This window comes from Caballeronia sp. SBC1, assembly GCF_011493005.1.
Taxonomy (GTDB): Bacteria; Pseudomonadota; Gammaproteobacteria; order Burkholderiales; family Burkholderiaceae; genus Caballeronia.
The window spans coordinates 1,165,387-1,185,771 of the sequence record NZ_CP049156.1; the positions used below are offsets into that span (position 1 = coordinate 1,165,387).

General features: G+C 59.2%; 21 protein-coding genes. 11 read left to right on the forward strand and 10 right to left on the reverse strand.

The features are described 5' to 3' along the window. The first annotated feature begins 100 nt into the window (after positions 1 to 100). Together htpG and SBC1_RS05145 are read left to right on the forward strand one after the other, a co-directional pair. Entirely contained in the window at positions 101 to 2,005 is a 1,905-nt protein-coding gene (gene htpG / locus SBC1_RS05140; RefSeq protein WP_165088023.1) for a molecular chaperone HtpG, read from the forward strand. Between the two features lie 267 nt (positions 2,006 to 2,272). Then, entirely contained in the window at positions 2,273 to 3,778 is a 1,506-nt protein-coding gene (locus SBC1_RS05145; protein WP_165088027.1) for a hypothetical protein, read from the forward strand. Positions 3,779 to 3,867: 89 nt separating this feature from the next. Here the strand turns inward: SBC1_RS05145 and SBC1_RS05150 are convergent, their stop codons facing one another. Continuing rightward, positions 3,868 to 4,125: a hypothetical protein gene (locus SBC1_RS05150; protein ID WP_158936556.1), complete on the reverse strand. Its 258-nt coding sequence runs from the start codon at positions 4,123 to 4,125 to the stop codon at positions 3,868 to 3,870. 148 nt (positions 4,126 to 4,273) lie between these two features. On the opposite strand from SBC1_RS05150, the gene SBC1_RS05155 reads away from it, so the two are divergent. The 6 genes from SBC1_RS05155 to SBC1_RS05180 all read left to right on the forward strand — a co-directional run bounded on the left by SBC1_RS05155 (position 4,274) and on the right by SBC1_RS05180 (position 9,578). Further along, positions 4,274 to 4,843 (forward strand): chorismate lyase, encoded by a 570-nt coding sequence (locus tag SBC1_RS05155; RefSeq protein ID WP_165088030.1) that lies wholly within the window; start codon positions 4,274 to 4,276, stop codon positions 4,841 to 4,843. After that, the gene (locus SBC1_RS05160; protein WP_165088033.1) at positions 4,837 to 5,310 is read left to right on the forward strand and encodes a DNA-deoxyinosine glycosylase; all 474 of its coding nucleotides are present in this window, start codon (positions 4,837 to 4,839) and stop codon (positions 5,308 to 5,310) included. The genes SBC1_RS05155 and SBC1_RS05160 overlap by 7 nt, the downstream gene beginning before the upstream one ends. Beyond that, complete coding sequence (locus SBC1_RS05165) at positions 5,307 to 6,236, forward strand: spermidine synthase (RefSeq protein ID WP_165088037.1); 930 nt, start codon at positions 5,307 to 5,309, stop codon at positions 6,234 to 6,236. Before SBC1_RS05160 ends, SBC1_RS05165 begins: the two co-directional genes overlap by 4 nt. A gap of 279 nt (positions 6,237 to 6,515) precedes the next feature. After that, on the forward strand, positions 6,516 to 6,770 hold the full coding sequence (locus SBC1_RS05170; RefSeq protein ID WP_051888568.1) for a DUF3311 domain-containing protein: 255 nt from the start codon (positions 6,516 to 6,518) through the stop codon (positions 6,768 to 6,770). Then, positions 6,770 to 8,320, forward strand: a complete 1,551-nt coding sequence (gene mctP / locus SBC1_RS05175; RefSeq protein WP_165093071.1) for a monocarboxylate uptake permease MctP — start codon at positions 6,770 to 6,772, stop codon at positions 8,318 to 8,320. Before SBC1_RS05170 ends, mctP begins: the two co-directional genes overlap by 1 nt. Positions 8,321 to 8,468: 148 nt before the next feature. Continuing rightward, positions 8,469 to 9,578 carry an FUSC family protein gene (locus SBC1_RS05180; protein ID WP_165088041.1) on the forward strand — a complete coding sequence of 370 codons (1,110 nt, stop codon included), beginning with the start codon at positions 8,469 to 8,471 and terminating at the stop codon, positions 9,576 to 9,578. A gap of 53 nt (positions 9,579 to 9,631) precedes the next feature. Here the strand turns inward: SBC1_RS05180 and SBC1_RS05185 are convergent, their stop codons facing one another. From SBC1_RS05185 to SBC1_RS05210, 6 genes are all read right to left on the reverse strand, one after another. Continuing rightward, positions 9,632 to 10,048 carry a VOC family protein gene (locus tag SBC1_RS05185; protein ID WP_165088045.1) on the reverse strand — a complete coding sequence of 139 codons (417 nt, stop codon included), beginning with the start codon at positions 10,046 to 10,048 and terminating at the stop codon, positions 9,632 to 9,634. Between the two features lie 169 nt (positions 10,049 to 10,217). Further along, positions 10,218 to 11,171 (reverse strand): transaldolase, encoded by a 954-nt coding sequence (gene tal / locus SBC1_RS05190; protein ID WP_165088049.1) that lies wholly within the window; start codon positions 11,169 to 11,171, stop codon positions 10,218 to 10,220. A gap of 437 nt (positions 11,172 to 11,608) precedes the next feature. Next, positions 11,609 to 12,796: a benzoate/H(+) symporter BenE family transporter gene (locus tag SBC1_RS05195; protein WP_165088053.1), complete on the reverse strand. Its 1,188-nt coding sequence runs from the start codon at positions 12,794 to 12,796 to the stop codon at positions 11,609 to 11,611. Positions 12,797 to 12,981: 185 nt separating this feature from the next. Further along, positions 12,982 to 14,157 (reverse strand): VWA domain-containing protein, encoded by a 1,176-nt coding sequence (locus tag SBC1_RS05200; protein WP_165088057.1) that lies wholly within the window; start codon positions 14,155 to 14,157, stop codon positions 12,982 to 12,984. Positions 14,158 to 14,197: 40 nt separating this feature from the next. Further along, positions 14,198 to 14,812, reverse strand: coding sequence for a GNAT family N-acetyltransferase (locus SBC1_RS05205; protein ID WP_165088061.1), 615 nt, complete (start codon positions 14,810 to 14,812; stop codon positions 14,198 to 14,200). A gap of 13 nt (positions 14,813 to 14,825) precedes the next feature. Further along, positions 14,826 to 15,668 carry a MoxR family ATPase gene (locus SBC1_RS05210; protein WP_165093072.1) on the reverse strand — a complete coding sequence of 281 codons (843 nt, stop codon included), beginning with the start codon at positions 15,666 to 15,668 and terminating at the stop codon, positions 14,826 to 14,828. 448 nt (positions 15,669 to 16,116) lie between these two features. Between SBC1_RS05210 and SBC1_RS05215 the strand changes: the two genes are divergently transcribed. Then, positions 16,117 to 16,482 carry a c-type cytochrome gene (locus tag SBC1_RS05215; protein ID WP_165088065.1) on the forward strand — a complete coding sequence of 122 codons (366 nt, stop codon included), beginning with the start codon at positions 16,117 to 16,119 and terminating at the stop codon, positions 16,480 to 16,482. 79 nt (positions 16,483 to 16,561) lie between these two features. Beyond that, on the forward strand, positions 16,562 to 16,942 hold the full coding sequence (locus SBC1_RS05220; RefSeq protein ID WP_165088068.1) for a c-type cytochrome: 381 nt from the start codon (positions 16,562 to 16,564) through the stop codon (positions 16,940 to 16,942). Between the two features lie 94 nt (positions 16,943 to 17,036). Here the strand turns inward: SBC1_RS05220 and SBC1_RS05225 are convergent, their stop codons facing one another. The 3 genes from SBC1_RS05225 to rsxB all read right to left on the reverse strand — a co-directional run bounded on the left by SBC1_RS05225 (position 17,037) and on the right by rsxB (position 19,203). Next, entirely contained in the window at positions 17,037 to 17,468 is a 432-nt protein-coding gene (locus SBC1_RS05225; protein ID WP_165088072.1) for a DUF1841 family protein, read from the reverse strand. A gap of 137 nt (positions 17,469 to 17,605) precedes the next feature. Then, the gene (nth, locus tag SBC1_RS05230) at positions 17,606 to 18,250 is read right to left on the reverse strand and encodes an endonuclease III (protein ID WP_165088076.1); all 645 of its coding nucleotides are present in this window, start codon (positions 18,248 to 18,250) and stop codon (positions 17,606 to 17,608) included. A 5-nt stretch (positions 18,251 to 18,255) separates the two neighbouring features. Next, the gene (gene rsxB / locus SBC1_RS05235; protein WP_241202026.1) at positions 18,256 to 19,203 is read right to left on the reverse strand and encodes an electron transport complex subunit RsxB; all 948 of its coding nucleotides are present in this window, start codon (positions 19,201 to 19,203) and stop codon (positions 18,256 to 18,258) included. Positions 19,204 to 19,682: 479 nt separating this feature from the next. Between rsxB and SBC1_RS05240 the strand changes: the two genes are divergently transcribed. Beyond that, complete coding sequence (locus tag SBC1_RS05240) at positions 19,683 to 20,315, forward strand: TetR/AcrR family transcriptional regulator (protein ID WP_165088084.1); 633 nt, start codon at positions 19,683 to 19,685, stop codon at positions 20,313 to 20,315. Positions 20,316 to 20,385 lie beyond the last annotated feature (70 nt).

Here is a 20,385-nt window from a genome sequence, read left to right on the forward strand (position 1 = left end):
CTCACTTGTCGCAGAATTCGCGCGATGCTTTTCCGGCTGCAGGCTGCATCGTGACCGCTTAAAAATCCGTCAACACCAGACACAACCAGAGGAACCGACCATGGCACAAGAAACCATGAGCTTTCAGGCAGAAGTAAAACAACTTCTGCATCTGATGATCCATTCGCTCTACAGCAACAAGGAAATTTTCCTTCGCGAGCTGATTTCGAACGCATCGGACGCGGCGGACAAGCTGCGTTTTGAAGGTATCGAAAATAGCGGGCTGTACGAGAACGATGCGGATCTGCGCATCCGCATCTCGTACGATAAAGCCGCTCGCACCGTGACTATCGACGACAACGGCATTGGCATGAGCCGCGACGAAGCGATCTCGCATCTCGGCACGATCGCGCGCTCGGGGACGAAGGAATTCTTCTCGAAACTCTCCGGCGATCAGCAGAAAGACGCTGCGCTCATCGGCCAGTTTGGCGTGGGCTTTTACTCGGGTTTTATTGTCGCCGACAAGATCACGGTCGAAACGCGTCGCGCCGGTTTGCCGGCAAGCGAAGGCGTGCGCTGGGAAAGCGCGGGCGAAGGCGATTTCGTGGTTGAACAGATCGAGCGCGCGCAACGCGGTTCGAGCATCACGTTGCATCTGCGTCCGGAAGAAGACGAATTCCTCTCCACGCACAAGCTGAAGTCGATCATCCAGAAGTATTCGGACCATGTCGCGCTGCCCATCCTGATGAAGAAGGAAGAGTGGGATGCAGAGAAGTCCGAGATGGTCACGAAGGACGAAGACGAGACGGTAAATCAGGCGAGTGCGCTCTGGACGCGTCCGAAAAGCGATATCACAGACGAGCAATACAAGCAGTTCTATCAGCACCTTTCCCACGATCACGACGATCCGCTCACGTGGACGCACAACCGCGTTGAAGGACGTAGCGAATACACGCAGTTGCTGTACGTGCCGAAGCACGCGCCGTTCGATATGTGGAACCGCGACCATAAAGGCGGGTTGAAGCTGTACGTGAAGCGCGTGTTCATCATGGACGACGCTGAACAACTCGTGCCGGTGTACCTGCGGTTCGTGAAGGGCGTGGTTGATTCCGCTGATCTGCCGCTGAATGTATCGCGTGAAATCCTGCAGGAAAGCCGCGATGTGAAGGCCATTCGCGAAGGGGTGACCAAGCGCGTTTTGTCGATGCTGGAAGAAGTGGCGTCGTCGTCGGCAGAAGCCACGGATGACGCCGAGAAAGCCAAATACGACACCTTCTGGAAAGAGTTCGGCCAGGTGTTCAAGGAAGGTATTGGCGAGGACTACGGCAATCGCGAACGGATTGCGAAGCTGGTGCGTTTTGCATCGACGCATACCGATTCCTCGGAGCAGACCGTGGCGCTCGCCGACTACGTGTCGCGCATGAAGCCGGAGCAAACGAAGATCTATTACGTCACGGCTGACACGTGGCAAGCGGCGAAGAACAGCCCGCATCTCGAAGTGTTCCGCAAGAAGGGCGTGGAAGTGCTGCTGCTGACGGACCGTGTCGATGAATGGATGCTCTCGTTCCTGAACGAATTCGATGGCAAGCCACTGCAAAGCGTCGCGCGCGGCGACCTGGATCTGGGCGCGCTGAACGACGAAGAAAAGCAGGCTCAGGAGAAGGTCGGCGAAGAACTGAAGCCGCTGGTGGAAAGCATGAAAGTTGCGCTGGAAGGCAAGGCCAAGGATGTGCGGCTCACGTTCCGCCTGACCGATTCACCAACGTGCCTCGTTGCCGATGACGGCGACATGAGCGGTTACCTGCAGCGCATGTTGAAGCAAGCGGGTCAGGCCGCGCCGCAGATGCAGCCGATCCTGGAAGTGAATCCGGAGCATCCGCTGGTCAAGAAGCTTCACGCCGATGACGCCAACTTCAGTGACTGGTGCCATCTGCTGTTCGATCAGGCAATGCTGGCGGAAGGTGGATCGCTGGAAGATCCGGCGAGTTTTGTGAAGCGCACGAACGCGTTGTTGCTGGCGCGTTGAGTTAAAGAAGTTCACGTTGCGCATGCGCCCTTCGGGGCGCATTTTTTTACGTTGAAAGCGTGGATCGGAGGTTCAAACACTGTCAAAGCGGAGATAGGGCGCTTCTAACGAACAGAATAGGAATCCTCTGGTGTATATAAGTTGACTAACTAAAGACAATGCGCTCTGCAATGGCGATCGCATAAACGGCGGAACGCCGCCGCTTTTCGATTGTTCATGGCAATTAAATTCTGCTGCGTTGGTCATTCATCTTAGAAGGTCTCAAATATGTCTACCGTTCTTTCCGCTTCAACCGCTCCGGCAGCGCCCTGGCATCTCGATCTGATCGACCATTCGATGAGCAACTATGCCGACTACGGCAATGGCTCAACTTTGCACGACGCGACTCCCGGCCTCGTCTTCCCTACGGAAGTGGGCATTATCTACAGCCTTTACGACAATGGCGCGTTGATCGGTACGATGGTTGCGACGGGGACCATCACCAACTGGACCGTTCCCACGCAACTGTTCAACGGCGTGCATGACCTCGCCATCATGGGGACAAACGCGGCGGGCCAGAACAGCCCTCAGGTCCACATCAGCTTTACCGTCGACGCCGGCCCGGTTGCTCCGCGCTTTACGGGCATGGTCGATCACACGATCAGCAATTACGCGGAAGCCGACATCACGAAGGTAACGCACGACGTGAACCCGTCCATTGTGCTCCGAGGTACGGCCGGCGATACGCTCAACGTGTTCGAAGGCGGCCACCTGCTTGGAACGGTGGTGATGACCGAGGGTGTGGCGCTGTTCACGTTGCCGACCATGTCCACCGGTGTTCATAACCTGAGCATCACTGAGTCGAACGCATCAGGCACGAGCGTCCCGACGCATCTGACCCTGACAGTTCAGGCGCCTGTTGCCCCGACGTCGCCTTCGCTGCTTGGCATGATCGATCACACGGTCGACAACAACTTCAATTTCAACCCGGGTGAGCTTTCGAACGATCCGAACCCGACCGTCGTCCTGACGGCCAAGGTCGGCGATGTGCTGACCGTGACCGACAACAACGTGGTTATCGGCTCGATCGTCGCGACCGCTGAGCAAATGTCGTGGACCTTGCCGACGTTGTCCAACGGCGTGCATACCCTGAAGATTACCGAGTCGAACAGCGTAGGCACGAGCGACCCGTTGACCCTGAAGCTTACAGTCTACGCCGACGGCGCTCTGGTTCCGGCCGATACCACGCCGGACACTCCGCAGCCGGCTGCTGATACCAGCGTTCATACGGCCGTTGGCCTGCACGACGCGTTTGTCGCAACGGGCGATCATCAGACCGTCGACCTGAACGTGGATCCGGCTGCTTATTTCAAGCAATCGACCGCGCACATTGCAGGCGGCGAAGCGGGCGTTCATACGCTGCATCTGACCGGCAGCCACGAAGTTCTGGACCTGACTTCGTTGACCGGCAAAACCGCTGCCGCCAAAATTTCGGGTATCGAAGTCATCGATCTGGGCGGCCACGCAAATTCAGTTAGCCTCTCTATTGTCGACGTGCTGAACCTCGGCCAGACCGATCTGTTCCAGTACGACGGCAACAAGCAAATGATCGTGAACGGCTCGGCCGCCGATACCGTCGACCTGCTGCACGCCAAGGTCGCGCGCGTGCAAGACACCGACTGGGAAAACCACGGCACGGCTAACGTAGGTGGTGTGGAATACAACGTCTATCAGCATGAAGGCGCGCAGACCGAATTGCTGATCCAGCAAGGCGTGCACGTCGTTGTTCATTGATAGTTCAATGATCCGCGTCTGAGGTTAGGTGCACGCGGATCATCGAAGATCGACAAGTCGTTCCGGGAGTGATTCCGGAGCGGCTTTTCTTATTTGGCCTTGCGTTCCTTGTTGGCTTGCGCGACGACCGACGCCGCCAGCGTCTTGGTGTCCTTTGAATATTTGTCGCTGTGAAGAACCTGCCCGGCCTTATGTTCCATCTCGGCGCCTGTTTGATTTTTCGTATGCGTCTGCGATAACGCCGACGCAGCGAGGCTCTTGGCAATCACCGACGCCTTCGGATCGTGCAGCGTATGCGATGCGAGCGTGGCAACGACCTTCGACGTCTGTTTGGTATTGACCGACATGTCTTTCCTCTCATGCTTTATAGATGACACGCAACAAGATTGCCGCGAGTGCCGGTCATATCCCGACCGGTTCATCAGTCTCACGTGAGCGCCCGCCGACATCTATACGAATCCTCCTATATACGCGTCTGGTTTTATAATCTCGCGCATGCCAAAAGTTCCTCTTGCCGGTACGCATGCCTGGCGTGACCGTCCGCTTCCCACTTTCACCGCCGATCAGAAGGACTGGCTCACGCGCGGAGGCTCCTTGACCGCACATTTGCGTGAACTAGGCGATGTCACGGTTGTTGTCACTCGTGAGGTCGTCGGCCAGCCGTGGCGGGACGAAGCCGCAGCGCTGGATATCACGCCGCGCACCCCGGTGTGGATTCGCGAAGTCGTGCTCAATGTGAACCGTGTGCCGTTCGTCGCAGCGCACAGCGTGGTGCCGCTCTATGCCAGTTCGGGCGTGTGGCAGGCTATGCGTCGATTGCGCACGCGGCCGCTCGCCGAGTTGTTATATAGCGATAGCAGCGTGTGGCGCTCGCCGCTGACAAGCCGAAGGATCGACGCGCGCGATCCGCTTTATAGACTTGCCGCCAGACAACTGCCGCATGAAAAACCACATACGTTCGTTGCCCGCCGTTCGGTGTTCTTGCGACAAGACGCGCCGTTGATGGTGACCGAATGCTTCCTGCCTGCGCTCTGGGCGTTCCTCGAGCGCCGCGAAAAATGTTGAAAGGCTTCCCACCCGTCGCCGATGTCAACACGCATACGCTGATTCTCGGCAGCTTTCCCGGCGTGGCATCGCTCGATGCCGCGCAGTATTACGCCCATCCGCGCAATCAATTTTGGCGCCTGGTGGGAACGGTGATTGGCGAGCCTTTGAACGAACTCCCCTACGATCAGCGTGTCCTTAAGCTTCTTGAACATGGCATCGGACTATGGGACGTGCTCGCGGCCTGCGAGCGCGAGGGCAGTCTCGACACCGCGATCCGCCATGCCAATCCTAACGATTTCGCATCATTCCGCCTTCATGCACCGCGACTGAAAAAGCTCTGCTTCAACGGCAAGACGTCAGGCCGTTTCGAGCCCGTGATCCGCGCGGCAGGCTATGAAACCCTGGTCCTGCCGTCGTCGAGTCCGGCGAATGCTATCCTCTCGTTCGATCAAAAATTGCGCATCTGGCGCGACATCCTTAAATGACCCAATTAATCAAACGCGCGTCGGCGGAAGCTCGCGCGTTCGGCAGCAAGCGCCAAGACAAGCTCGACAAGCAAGACAAGACCAACGGCAAGCACGGCAAGCGCTCGAAGCGCGAGCGCGACGACGATCTTGACGACGCGCCGCGCATCGATGTCCCGCGCAAACCGCGTTTCGCGCCAGTGACGTTCTCGGAAGAGGGCGGTGTGCGTTTCCTGCATTTCGGCACCGAATGGGTGCAGGGCGCGATGCGCCTGAAAAAGCCGAACCACATCGAGCTTGAATACGCTCAGCAGATGATGGCGTGGCTGTTGTTCATCGAAACGCCGAAGCGCATCGTGCAACTCGGACTGGGCTCTGCCGCGCTGACCAAGTTCGCCCATGCGTTCCTCAAGCGCGCGAAGGTGGAAGCGGTCGAGCTGAACCCATCCGTCGTGATAGCAGCGCGCACGATGTTCGAACTGCCGAACGACGACGCCCGCCTCACCGTCCACGAGCAGGACGCGTGGGACTTCGTCAACGACCGGTCGAATCACGGCACCGTCGGCGCATTGCAGATCGATGTCTACGACGCCACCGCGCGCGGTCCCGTGCTGGACAGCGTGGCGTTCTATCGTGCGTGCCGGGCTTGCCTGACGGCACCGGCGGGCGTGGTGACGGTCAACCTGTTTGGCGATCATCCGAGTTTCGTGCGCAACATGAAGCGCCTGAACGAAGCGTTCGATGGCCGCGTGATCGCGCTGCCCGAAGTCCACGACGGCAATCGCATTGCCATCGCGTTCGCCGGTCCGCAACTCGACGTACCGTACGCGCAGCTTGAACAGCGCGCGAAGCTGATCGAGAAGGAATTGAAGCTGCCGGCCCGTCAATGGGTGAAGGGGCTGGCAATCAGCGCCAGCGCGGACGACGCAACAAGCTTCTCCATCTAACGTCTAGTAAAGCCACGAGAAAGCCACGAGAAAGCCAAGACGAAGCCCCGACGAAGCCCCGACGAAGCCGCGGGCCGGACCACGAAAGCACAAGTAAACATTACATAGTACTTTCCGTGCTCATTACGGTTCGGGTTCGCCCTGCTTGACCCACTTTTATGCGTCCATATACTCCACGTGTTATTTCGGGGCGCTATTAGACTGAGACTGAGCTTTGCTGCGAGACCCGCTCAGAGCCTTGGTTGAGCAGCACATTTCAAAAGAAAAGAGGAGAGCGTCATGGCTCAAGAGGCGGTGACCGCCAGTGGTCAAGTTCGCAACAAACGGTGGCTCTGGCTGCTGGTTCTTCCGTGGATCGGCGTGGTCTGGGTGCCGTTCTACAACAAGATCGAGCCTGTGCTCATGGGCTTTCCGTTTTTCTATTGGTATCAGTTGCTCTGGGTGCTGATCAGCGCGGTGATTACGGCCGTGGTCTATGTGAAGACCAAACCCATCCACGATGTTCCCAAGCTCACACCCGGGAGCCCGCGATGATGAACTCCACAGCAACCTTCGTCTTCGTCCTGTTTTTTATCGGCGTGACGATCCTGGGTTTTGTCGCTGCTCACTGGCGCAAGGCCGATCTCGGACAACTCGATGAATGGGGCCTGGGCGGCCGTCGTTTCGGCACGATCGTCACATGGTTCCTGCTCGGCGGCGACCTTTATACGGCGTATACGTTTGTCGCGGTTCCCGCGCTCGTGTTCGGTGCTGGAGCTACCGGCTTCTTCGCGTTGCCGTACACCATCCTGATCTATCCGTTCGCTTTCGTGGTGTTCCCGAAGCTCTGGGCGATCTCGAAGAAGTTTGGCTATGTAACCGCTGCCGACTTCGTGCACGCTCGCTACAACAGCCGCATGCTGGCGTTGGCCATTGCCGTGACGGGGATTGTCGCGACCATGCCGTACATCGCGTTGCAGCTTGTCGGTATTGAAGTGGTCATCGGCGCGCTCGGTTTCGATACAACCGGCTTCGTTGGCGATCTGCCGCTGATCATCGCGTTCGCGATTCTCGCGGCCTACACGTACACGTCAGGCCTGCGCGCGCCGGCCATGATCGCGGTGGTGAAGGACGTGCTGATCTACATCACGATCATCGCTGCCATGATCATCATCCCGGCGCAGCTCGGCGGGTTCGGCGCGATCTTCGCCCATGTCGATCCTGCGAAGATCCTGCTGAAGGCACCGGATGCGTCGAGCCTGAATGGCTACAGCGCATATGCCACGTTGGCGGTCGGATCAGCGCTTGCGCTGTTCCTGTATCCGCACTCGGTGACGGCGGTGCTCTCGTCGAAGTCGGGTAACACGATCCGCCGCAATATGGCGCTCCTGCCGGCGTATTCGCTGGTGCTCGGTTTGCTTGCGTTGCTGGGTTACATGGCGCTGGCATCGGGTGTGAAGGACATGCCGGAATTCGCTCCGTACTTCAAGGCGTACGGTTCGAACTTCGCTGTCCCGGCACTGTTCCTGCACTTCTTCCCGTCGTGGTTCGTGGGCGTGGCGTTTGCAGCAATCGGTATTGGCGCGCTGGTTCCGGCGGCAATCATGTCGATCGCAGCCGCCAACCTGTACACGCGCAACGTGCACAAAGAGTTCGTGAACACGAACATGACGCCGGAGCAGGAAACCAATGTCGCCAAGCTGGTGTCGCTGCTGGTGAAGGTGGGCGCAGTTGTGTTCATTCTTGCGCTGCCGCTGACCTACGCCATCCAGTTGCAACTGCTCGGCGGGATCTGGATCATCCAGACGCTGCCGGCGCTGGTGCTTGGGCTTTATACGCGGGTCCTGGATCACCGTGGCCTGCTGCTCGGCTGGGCTGCCGGCATTGTGACGGGGACGTGGATGGCGGTGTCGCTGAAACTGGCTGGCTCCATTTTCACGATCCACCTGTTTGGCTATGCGATCCCCGGTTACGCCGCAGTCTGGGCGCTGGTCGTGAATCTGGTGGTATCGATCGTGGTGAGTATCCTGGTGCGCGTGATCGGTCTGAAGCGTTCGCATGACCATACGAGTCCCGAGGATTACCTGGACGTCGCGGAAACCTGATCCAAAGGGGAAAAGGCGGGGATCCAACCCGTTCTGTCCCGAAAGCTGGTAAAACGCCCGTAACGGATGTTGCGGGCGTTTTGTATTTCTGCGCCCGATTTTCATCAGCATTTTGCACGGATTTTGCTCGTCAACTCATCGGAACCGTATGTCTTCGACCGATACGACCAAGCCCCATCGCAGCCACGCACGGCGCTTAATGCATGTGCTGGCCTCGCCGTATTTTCGATATCGTTACGCCAAATACCTGCACGGGGCGCGCGTGGCGCTGGCCATGCTTACCTCGATTGCGCTGACCTCGGGTATCGATATTCCGCACGGCGAATGGTCTTCGGTGACCTTGCTGGTGGTGATCGGCGGGTTGCAACATCACGGCAATATCCGCAAGAAAGCCGCGGAGCGCGCGTTGGGCACGCTACTTGGTGCGTCGCTCGGGCTCGGGCTGATCCTGGTGCAGTCGGCCACCCATTCGACCATGATCACGTACGTGCTGCTGGCGGGGATTGCCGGCGTGTGCGCGTATCACGCCATCGGCAAGCCGGGATATATCGCGTTGCTGACGGCCATTACCACGATCATCGTCGCAGGGCATGGCGACCTGTCTATTGAAGTTGGGCTGTGGCGCACCTTGACGGTGCTGATCGGGATTGTGATCGCGCTTGGGTTTTCGTTCGTACTGCCCCAATACGCCACCTACTCATGGCGCTACCGGCTCGCCGACAACATGCGTGAAAGCGCGCAGATCTACAGCGCGATCATGGAAGGGCGGCCAATTCCCGCCGACACCCTGACCAAGCACTTCCTCACGATGAACTCGCGGCTGGTGAGTTCACGCTCCTTGCTGGCGTCGGTGGCAAAGGAAATCAATGTGCCGGCTGCCGTACTCGACGACATCCAGCGCCAGCACCGCTCACTCCTCACCGCGCTCGAAATGATGGCGGCGGCCATGCCGGCCGGCGCGCCCGGATTCACCGGGAGCGCTCACCCGGATGAGCGCGCGGTGCGGCACACGTTGCTGCTGATTGCACGCGCATTGCGTTTTGGGCGCGTGGGTTTGCTGCACGCCGCGACTGGGTCCGCTGCAGCGGCGGCGCGTCTGGAACAGACGGCGAATGTCGCCGCAGGCCTCGCGCCCGAACTGCAGGGACCGTATTGGCTCGCGCAACGGCTGGCGGAACAGGTCGACAGATTGCGTTTGCGGCTGATCGAGATCGAGCGGCAATGGAATATCGAGGGTGCGCAGCCGTTTCATCGATGAGCGGGTGGGGGGTGACGGGTGACTACGCCGGTCCGTTCCGCTCCGAGGGTTCGCTATTCTTCGAGGTCGTCCATCACGGTCACCATCCACGGGATGCCGAATCGATCGGAAACCATGCCGAACCCGCTTGTCCAGAACGTCCGTTGCCACGCCATGCGAACGTCGCCGCCGTCGCTGAGTGCCGCGAACATTTTCTGGCCGGATTCGACGTCGTCGGCGGCTATCGAAATACTGAAACCCGAGAAAACCTGTGGCGCGGCGTTCACGCCATCGGACGCCATGATCAGGCTTGACCCTATCCTGAACGTCGCATGCATGACCTTGTCCAGCCATTCCGGCGTGGCATTTACGCCATCGGGAGAATCCTTGAAGTGCAGGACGGACAATGTTTCCGCGCCGAGCGCTTTCTGGTAGAACGCGAGCGCTTCTTCTGTGCGGCCGTTGAAGAACAAATAGGGTTCGAGACGCATTGGCAACTCCTGGTGAGTCGGGCAGCTTCGCCGCCCGTGCCAAAAGTCTAGCCCACGCCGGAGGGCTAAAAACGCACCGCGCAGCCTCGATCCGCATAAAAAAAGGCGCCGGCGCAATAGCGCCGACGCCCGTTTTCAGACGCGAAATACAGGTGTTGTAATCGCGAAATTATTTCAGCGCTTCGATCAGTTTTTCGAGCTTGACTGCGTCAGCGGCGAATGCGCGGATGCCTTCCGCGAGCTTTTCGGTTGCCATTGCGTCGTCGTTGACGAGGAAGCGGAAGCTCGATTCATCGATCGCGATCTTGCTCACCGGATCGTTTGCGACCGCTTCCGGCGACAGCTTGCGTTCGACTTTGTCGTTGCTGTCAGCGAGCTTTTTCAGCAGGTCCGGGCTGATAGTGAGCAGGTCGCAGCCGGCCAGTTCGGTGATCTGGTTGACGGTGCGAAAGCTCGCACCCATCACTTCGGTCTTGTAGCCGAACTTCTTGTAGTACGCGTAGATCTTGCGCACCGATTGCACGCCCGGATCATTCGCGCCGCCCATTTTGACTTCGTCCCAATCCGCGCCTGCCGACTTCTTGTACCAGTCGTAGATGCGGCCAACGAACGGCGAGATCAGTTGCGCACCGGCGTCCGCCGCGGCTGCAGCTTGAGCGGTCGAGAACAGCAGCGTCATGTTGCAGTGGATGCCGTCCTTCTGCAGCGTTTCCATGGCGCGGATGCCTTCCCATGTGGAAGCCAGCTTGATCAGGATGCGCTTGCGGTCAATGCCCGAGTCTTCGTACAGCTTGATGAGCTCGTGGCCCTTCGCGATTGATCCCTTGATGTCGAACGACAGGCGGGCGTCGACTTCTGTTGAGACACGACCCGGAACGATCTTCAGGATTTCCTTGCCGAAAGCGATCAGCAACTGGTCGATGATCTGGGCCATCGGCTTGCTTGCGTGGTCCTTGACGGTTTTCTCGAGCAGCGGCTTGTACGCGTCGTTCTGGACGGCCTTGAGGATCAACGACGGGTTCGTGGTCGCGTCTTGCGGCTTGAATTCGCCGAGTTGCTGGAAGTTGCCGGTATCGGCGACAACCGTGGTGTATTGCTTGAGCTGGTCGAGAGCGGAGGTCATATCTGGTCTTCGGCGCGTTGTGCCGTTGTCAAAGATGCGGAATGCCCGCGGTTGAAAGGGTTCTGCGAGGCCGCCGGTGCTGGTGTACTGCGCCAAACCTGCTGGCGGGCGGCTCGCCCCAAATTGCCATTCTATTCCTGCTGCGCCATTTAACGCAGAGAACGCCACGAATCGCAGTCATGCTTCCTGCGGTTGGCCGTTCAACTGCCGGCGCATTGCATGCTGATACGGTGCTCAACTCTCTTCGACGGCGGGTGGCTTCGAGAGTTCACCCGCTGCACCAGTCGCCGCGATTGCTGACCTTCGAGTCCAAGATGGCGGGGTGTCGTGCAAGAGGCATATGCATGTCTCCTGTGCAATTCCAATGCCAGAGCCAGCATCGGCTCACGTCCTATTACACGTTGTTCGCGTGAACATTTCGCGTCGGCACGATCAATCTACGCCCGGCGCGCGTTGAGCACAATCTGCGTGACGACGCCCGCTACCAGGCCCCAGAACGCCGAGCCGATCGACAGCAGCGTCAGTCCCGACGCGGTGACCATGAACGTGACAAGGGCGGCTTCGCGTTGCCGTGGATCGTTCATCGCATTGGTCAGGCCGCTCATGATCGAGCCAAACAAGGCCAGCGCGGCGACTGACACGACCAATGCTTTCGGCATCGACGCGAACAAGGCAGCAATGGTTGCACCGAACACACCGGCCAGGAGATAGAAAATCCCGCACCAGACGGCGGCCATATAGCGCTTCGACGGGTCTTCGTTGGCTTCGGGGCCGGTGCAGATGGCAGCGGTGATGGCGGCCAGGTTGATGCCGTGAGAACCGAACGGCGCGAGCACCAGAGAGGCGAGGCCGGTTGTCGCAATCAGCGGCGCCGACGGGGTGTGATAGCCGTCCGCGCGCAGCACGGCGATGCCCGGAACGTTCTGGGAGGCCACCGCGACCACGAACAGTGGTATGCCAATACTGATGACCGCCGCGAGCGAGAAGTGCGGCATGGTGAAAACGGGGTGGGCGAGCGCGACGTGGAATTGGCTGAAGTCGAGCAAACCGAGCGCCCCTGCGGCCACGATGCCGACCACGAGCGTCATGAGAATGGCATAGCGGGGCGCGAGGCGTTTCACGACCAGGTAGGTGAAGAACATCGCCAGGACGAGGGCGGTCTGGAACTGTGCGGCCTTGAATATCTCGATGCCGATCTCGAACAGGATGCCGGCCAGCAACGCGGCGGCAATGCTGGCGGGGATTTTCCGCATGAGCGTATCAAACCAGCCGGTGAGGCCCACGATGGTGAGCAATACCGCACAGACCACGAAAGCGCCGATTGCGTCGGGATACGCCACGTTCGGGAGCGATGTTACGAGCAGGGCGGCGCCGGGCGTCGACCAGGCGGCAACTATCGGTGCGCGAAACTTGAGCGAAAGGCCGATCGTGCAAAGCGCCATGCCAATGGAGAGGGCCCAGATCCAGGAGGAGATCTGGGCATCCGAGAGATGGGCGGCGCGCCCGGCCTGGAACATGAGGACGAGCGAACTGGTATAGCCCGTCATCATGGCGACGAATCCCGCAACAAGCGCGGAGAGGGAGGAGTCGGCGAGGGGGCGGAAGGTCGTGGCGAGCGGATTCATGCGAAGCCTTGGAGGACAATCGCAGATCCTACTGGCCGAATGCAATTAAGGGCAGTGACAGTCTGAAAAAAAATTGCCGTGCCACTTCAAAGCGACGTGAATAAAATTCGCAAAGCCGGCGGAAAAAGTGCTCGAATGTGTATTGAACCGCGCGCGAGGCAAGAGAGCCGCTCGATCAGCACCGCTTATTTGGACAGCGCCCGCATTGCACTTTCAAGTCCGCCAAGCGTCAACCCAAACATTCGACCGCCAAGTATTTGCCGAATAATCGATACCGATTGCCGATATTCCCACAGCCTTTCCGGTTCAGGATTGAGCCAGGCGAAATGGGGAAACTGATCGGCAAGTCGTCTCAGCCAAACGGCGCCGGCTTCGGCATTGTTATATTCAACCGATCCGCCGGGTTGCACGACCTCGTATGGACTCATGGTTGCATCGCCGACGAAAATCAGCTTTGTATCCGGCGAAAATTTGTGCAGCACATCAAACGTGGCCGTGCGCTCTCCATGCCGTCTCCGGTTATTTTTCCAGAGATAGTCATAAACGCAGTTGTGGAAGTAATAAAACTCCAGATGCTTGAACTCTGATTTCGCTGCGGAAAAGAGTTCTTCAACGCGCTTGATATGGTCGTCCATCGACCCGCCTACATCCAGCAGCATCAGAACCTTCACATTATTGTGGCGCTCCGGCACCATCTTCAGATCGAGCCAGCCGGCATTGGCGGCGGTACTCCGAATGGTGTCGGGGAGGTCGAGTTCATCGGCGGCGCCTTCGCGCGCGAAACGCCGCAGGCGCCGCAACGCCACTTTGATATTGCGCGTGCCTATTTCGACCTGATCGTCGTAATCCTTGTACGCGCGTTCATCCCAGACCTTGACCGCCGTGCGGTTGCCCGCGGAATCGCCGCCAATCCGAATTCCCTCTGGATTAAACCCGCCGTTGCCGAACGGCGACGTTCCGCCTGAACCAATCCACTTGCTGCCGCCTTCGTGCCGTTCATGCTGCTCTTCGAGAAGTTGCTTCAGCCGGTCCATCAACTTGTCGATACCGCCAAGCGCTTCTATCTGGCGTTTTTCCTCGGGCGTGAAATCCCGTTCCAGTCGCTTTTTGAGCCATTCGAGCGGCACATTGAACGAATCTTCATCGAGCATCGCGATGCCGTTGAAATAGGCGCCGAACGCCTGATCGAACTTATCGAAGTATTTCTCGTCCTTGATCAGCGTCATGCGCGCGAGAAAATAGAACTCGTCAATAGACGGCCCGATGACCTTGGCCTTGAGCGCTTCAAGCAGCGTCAGGTATTCCTTGACCGAAACTGGTAGCTTGGCGCCGCGCAGAGAATAGAAAAAGTCGATCAGCATGCCGGGCTCCTTGCCCCAATCTGTCGCAGTACGAGTCGCGCTATGAGTCGAGCGGCAAGTCGAACCGCGCTTCGAGTTTCGCGCTCAGATTCGCGCGCACGGCCGGCCACTCGGACTCGATAATCGAAAATACCACCGTATCGCGGTAAATGCCGTCCCGGCCGATCTGGTGATTGCGCAGAATTCCGTCTTCCTTCGCCCCCAGCCGCGCAATAGCCGCGCGCGATTGACGGTTCATGAAGTGAGTCCGGAATTCGACGGCGATAGCCTTCAGCGTATCGAACGCATACGAGAGCAGGAGCAGCTTGGCTTCGGTGTTTATCGCCGTGCGCTGCACGCGTTTTGCGTACCACGTGCTGCCGATCTCAAGCCGCCGATGGGCCGCTTCAACATTCATATAACGCGTGCTGCCGACCACGTCGCCTGTCCGCACGTCGATGATGGTGAACGGTTGCGCGCCGCCGGAATCGCGCAGGGCAAGCGCCGTGTCCATCCATGCGCCGATTGTCTCGGGCGAGGGGACGCTTGTGTACCAGAGCTTCCACAACTCGCCGTCCGTGGCGGCGTTGGCAAGCGCGTCCTGGTGCTCGCGCTCGAGCGGCACGAGTTTCACATACCTGCCTTCCAGCGTAACCGGATCGATCCAGCGGCTCATACGTGCAGCCCTTTCAACGGTTGTTGCGGTTCATGAACAGCAGGCGCTCGAACAGGCTCACGTCCTGTTCGTTCTTGAGCAACGCGCCATGCAGCGGCGGGATGACTTGTTTCTGATCGGTGGAACGCAGCGCTTCCGGGCCAATGTCCTCGGCCAGCAGCAGCTTCAGCCAGTCGAGCAATTCCGATGTCGACGGTTTTTTCTTCAGCCCGGACACATTGCGCAGCTCGAAGAAACTTTGCATCGCGGCGGCGAGCAGATCCTGCTTGATGCCTGGAAAATGCACCTCGACGATCTGCTTCATCGTCGTGGGTTCGGGGAATTTGATGTAGTGGAAAAAGCAGCGGCGCAGGAACGCGTCGGGCAGTTCTTTTTCGTTGTTCGACGTGATGATCACCAGCGGCCGGTGTTTTGCTTTCACCAGTTCGTGGGTTTCGTAGACGTAGAACTCCATCCGGTCGAGCTCGCGCAACAGGTCGTTTGGGAATTCGATGTCCGCTTTATCGATTTCGTCGATCAGCAGCACGCCGGTTTCATCGGCGTCGAAAGCCTGCCACAGCACGCCCTTGACGATGTAATTGCGGATGTCCTTCACGCGTTCGTCGCCGAGCTGGGAATCGCGCAGGCGCGACACCGCGTCGTACTCGTAGAGGCCCTGCTGGGCCTTGGTGGTCGACTTGATGTGCCATTGCAGCAGCGGCATGCCGAGTGCGGCGGCGACTTCCTCGGCCAGCATGGTCTTGCCGGTGCCGGGCTCGCCCTTGATCAGGAGCGGGCGCTGCAGGGTGATGGCGGCGTTGACGGCCAGCTTGAGATCGTCGGTGGCGACGTATTGCGATGAACCTTCAAAACGCATGACGCGTCCCTCGGAGAAGGAAAAATTGCAGTATAAGTCAGAAGGGTTTTGGCTGAGCCGCCCCCCGGAGCGCCCGGTCGGGCTCAACCGCGCCTCAATCGCGCCGTTGTTGCCGAAGGAGAACCCGATGTCCATCGGACAGATTGTCGCAGTTCCCCGGAACCCCAGGCGCTGCGGCCTTGCGCGATGGGGGCGACCCCACTGCGGCCGGTGGACGCAGGGTAGGTCGCGCGGTACAATTAGCGCGATTTTTTTGGCCCGCGTGGCTGGAAAGAACGGATCCGCGCGGATCTGCGGCAAGGTACGATTCAGTGCCGTTGTTCAGCGCGGGCTTTAGCAAGGGCTTTAGTACAGGCTTCAGCGCGCGTCCGTTTGACCAGTCCCGAGAAAGTCCCGGAACGCCAGGCGTCCAAGGTGCCGGATTTCCCCTCATGCCAGGTTAGAAGCTATGAATAAATTCGTCGGCAAATGTGCCGTGATCGCAGCGCTGTCGGGGCTTGCCGGCTTCGCGACACAGGCATCCGCCGATGTCGTGGGCAACGCGAAAGCAGCCCAGGGCAAAGTTGCGATGTGTATTGGGTGCCACGGCATTCCCGGTTACCGCACCGCGTATCCCGAGGTGTACCGGGTTCCCATGCTCGGCGGCCAGAGCGCCCGTTATATTGAGAACGCGCTGCATGAGTACAAGAAAGGCGACCGCCATTTCGAGACGATGCATGGCATAACGGCCAACTTGTCCGATCAGGATATCGCCGACATCGCTGCGTATTACGCCGCGCAAACCCCCTCTTCGAAGAACAATCCCGACAAGTGATCCGCGTTGCGCCCGCATCTGATTGTCAGATCCAGGGCGCCCGTCACCCGGTAATCACTAATCGCGGATAGGAGAATTCATGAAGGCACTCGACACAGTGTTGAAGACAGCATGCACGGCAGCCGCGCTGATCGGCGCGATCGGCGTTCTGGCCATGCAGCCGGCGCACGCAGCCGATGCAAGCAATGGCAAGGTGCTCACCGAGGCCCACAATTGCGCGGCCTGCCACGGCCCGAACCTGAACAAGCCGGTGAGCGCGGAGTATCCGAAGCTCGCAGGCCAGCACGCCGACTATCTCTACTGGGCGCTGCGCCAGTACCAGATGGGCAACGGCAATCCGAACTTCGGGCGTAACAACCCGATCATGGCCGCGCAGGTGCAAAGCTTGTCGCAAAGCGATCTGAAAGACATTTCGGCGTATATCGAATCGTTGGACGGCGATCTGGTCGTGAAGAAGTAAACATCGCCCGATTGTCGTTGTTATTGTGATGCGCGCATAAACAAACACCCCGCCGGTGAATTACCCGCGGGGTGTTTTCGTTTTGATTCAACCTTCAGTCTCGCGACGCCCGCTGTTCGATCAGCGCAAGATAGGCGTCGGTGTCCGGTGGCGTGTTGTTGCGCTGTGATTCCCAGATGATCTGCCCAAGGCATTCCATGATGGCGTGCTGAGCGTCGTGCGTCGAACCCATCCGGCTGACCAGCCGCTCATGCGCGCGCCGGATGCCGGGCGGTTGATCGATGGACAGTTGCTCGGTAATGGCGAGATGCATCGATAAATGCAGGAAGGGATTGCTCTTGCCCTGATCCGGCGAGTAGTTTGCGTGGGTTACGTCGGGATCGGCGAGTTCTTTCTGGTATTCAGGATGCTCGCCGATCCAGTCTGCCGCAATGCTCTCAAGCGGTGTCAGGACGCCGCCCTCGCGCTGCTTGCGCCAGGTATCGGTAAAAAATTGGCGAACTTCGTCGCGGCTAGGGTTGAACATGTTGTGGGGGTGCTTGCGGGTGTCGTTTTCAGGGGCTCATTTTAAGCTGCATCGCCGCTTCTCGCCTGTCTCTCGCCCGTCTCTTGGCCGACCCTCGCCCGCTCGGCTCGTGCCGGATTTCCCGCCGCTTATTCTGCTTATTCGATAGGCGCCGGCGTTTTCGGCCGAAACTCGCACAGCGGCTCGATCGCGCAATGCCAGCATTCCGGCACGCGGGCCCGGCATACATAACGACCGTGCAGAATCAGCCAGTGATGGGCGTCCTGTTTGAATTCATCGGGGACGAATTTCTCAAGCGCAGCCTCCACGGTGCGCACGTCTTTCCCCGGCGCGAGGCCGGTGCGATTTGAGACACGAAAGATATGCGTGTCCACTGCGATGGTCGGATGGCCAAACGCCGTGTTCAGGATTACGTTGGCAGTCTTCCGTCCTACGCCTGGCAGCGCTTCGAGCGCCTCGCGATCGTCCGGGACCTCGCCACCGTATTGCTCCACCAGGATCTTGCACGTGGCGATCACGTTCTTCGCTTTCGTCCGAAACAGCCCGATGGTCTTGATGTACTCCGTCACGCCTTCTTCGCCGAGCTCCAGCACCTTGGCCGGCGTATTGGCAACCGGATACATGCGCCGCATGGCCTTGTTCACGGAGACATCGGTGGCTTGTGCCGACAGCAGCACCGAGATCAGCAACTCGAACGGCGATTCATGCTCGAGTTCGGTCGTCGGATGCGGATTCAGGCTTTGCAGCGTTTCAAAGATCGCGCGGCGTTTTGTGGGGTTCATCGTGTTCAGGTGTTGTTATCGTTACCAGGGTTGCCGGGTTCACCGAGTTCACGATCGGGGTCGATGGCAGGTGCCGAGCTTTTGTCGTCATCGGCGCGGATCATGCCAAGCCGGCGTCGCCGCGCCTCCGCTGCGTCGATCTGCGCCTGAACCTCCGGGCTGACCGCATCGATGTTTTTCGGCCCCGCGCCGAGTCTGGCCAGCTCTTCTTTCTTCTGGCGTGCACGGTCCATCGCGGCCTGGATGATGGCGCGCTTTTTCGCTTGCGCGTCGTCGTCGGGCGTGGCGGCGGGTTGCACCGCCTTTGATTCAACCGATCCGTCCGGCCCAGCATCTGGCTGAGCAGCCGGTTGCGTACGCGGCTCAGTGCCCGACTCAGTGCGCAACGACGCGACCACGCGCGCCGCCTTGCGCGCTTCGGCCGCGTCGCGTTCACGTGCGAGGCGTGCCAGGCGCCAATCGTGCCGCTCGCGCGCCGCGTCGGCTTCCTGCTGGCTCCATGCGTCCCAGCCAGTTTTCTCGCCCGTGACCGGAACCATGGCGATGCAATCGACCGGGCAGGGCGGCACGCACAGGTCGCAGCCGGTGCACAGTTCAGGGATGATCGTGTGCATCTGCTTCGCCGCACCCACGATTGCATCGACCGGACACGCTTGCAGACATAGCGTGCAGCCGATGCAAAGATTTTCATCGATGATCGCTTGCGGCCGTGGCCGTTCCACGCCGTTGTCCGGATTCAGCGGGATGACAGGCTTGCCGAGTAGGCTGGCCAGGCGGACCACGCCTTCCTGGCCCCCCGGCGGGCACTGGTTATAGTTAGCCTCGCCTGCTGCAATGGCCTCTGCATATGGCCGGCAAGCGGGATACCCGCATTTGGTGCATTGCGTCTGGGGCAGCCGGTCTTCGATCTGGTCGGCGAGAGTCTTGGGGGAGGTTGCAGTCACTACAGTCACATTAACGGCTTGCTAACAGCGTGGGGAGGGCAGCGCGCACGGGCTCGTGACCCTGGCGCGAAGTCGTTGCAACACGAACGGCACGTTCGTCTGGCATTGCCCGGGCCGGTGGGTCATACAAAACAGACGTTCGGCCATGGGCGCGACCTGGTCGATCCGCATTCGCGGGCATTCGACAACATTAGTGACGGCACGTGAGGACATGTCGACCGCTCAGGTTCGCGCTCATTTTTGACGTCATGTTCGAGCGTTTCCGGCCGTTGCACGGGAAGCGGCATTATCGCCGAATTTCAAGCTGTTCCCAATCATTCCCAATTGCCAACACGCCAACGATGTGCACATAATCAAATCGCTTTCGATTGACTGCAGGACGGTATTCCCCACTCACGTTGGCGTAACCGATCCATCGCATGCTTCCTGAGGACACGGGAACGCGTGACGCTATTTCGATAACGCGGTTTGTCGATCACAAAGCCACCATGAACCAGCCAAAAATCAAAAGAGATCCCGAGGGTACACGCCGTCGCATCCTGCTGGCCGCCGCAGAGGAATTTGCTGCGGGCGGCTTGTTCGGCGCGCGTGTCGACCAGATTGCGCGCCGTGCCGAAACCAACGAGCGAATGCTCTACTATTATTTCGGCAGCAAAGAGCAGTTGTTCACGGCCGTGCTCGAACATGCATTCGCCGCACTCACGGACGCTGAAAAGACGCTGGATCTCGATGGCGTTGCACCCGTTGAAGCCATCACGCAACTGGCGCATTTCATCTGGAATTATTATCGTGAGCATCCCGAACTCTTGCGGCTCATCAATAACGAAAATCTGCACGAAGCCCGCTATATAAAGGGTTCCACGCGCATTCGAGAGTTGATATCGCCGGTGGTCGCGACGCTCGCGAAGATTCTCGAACGTGGTCAGCATGCCGGACTATTTCGCAATAACGTCGACCCGCTGCGCTTTTACGTGACTTTGTCGGGTCTTGGCTATTACATCGTATCGAACCGATTCACGCTCGAAGCCACGTTCGGACTCGACTTCAGCCGCGACGCCGAACGCGATGAAATCATCAAGATGAATACGGAATTGCTGCTGGCGTATTTGCTGCGACGCTGACGCATTGGCTTCCTCGCCGCAGAGGGGCCGCAAATGAAACACGCCGCGTAAAACGCGGCGTGTTTTGTCA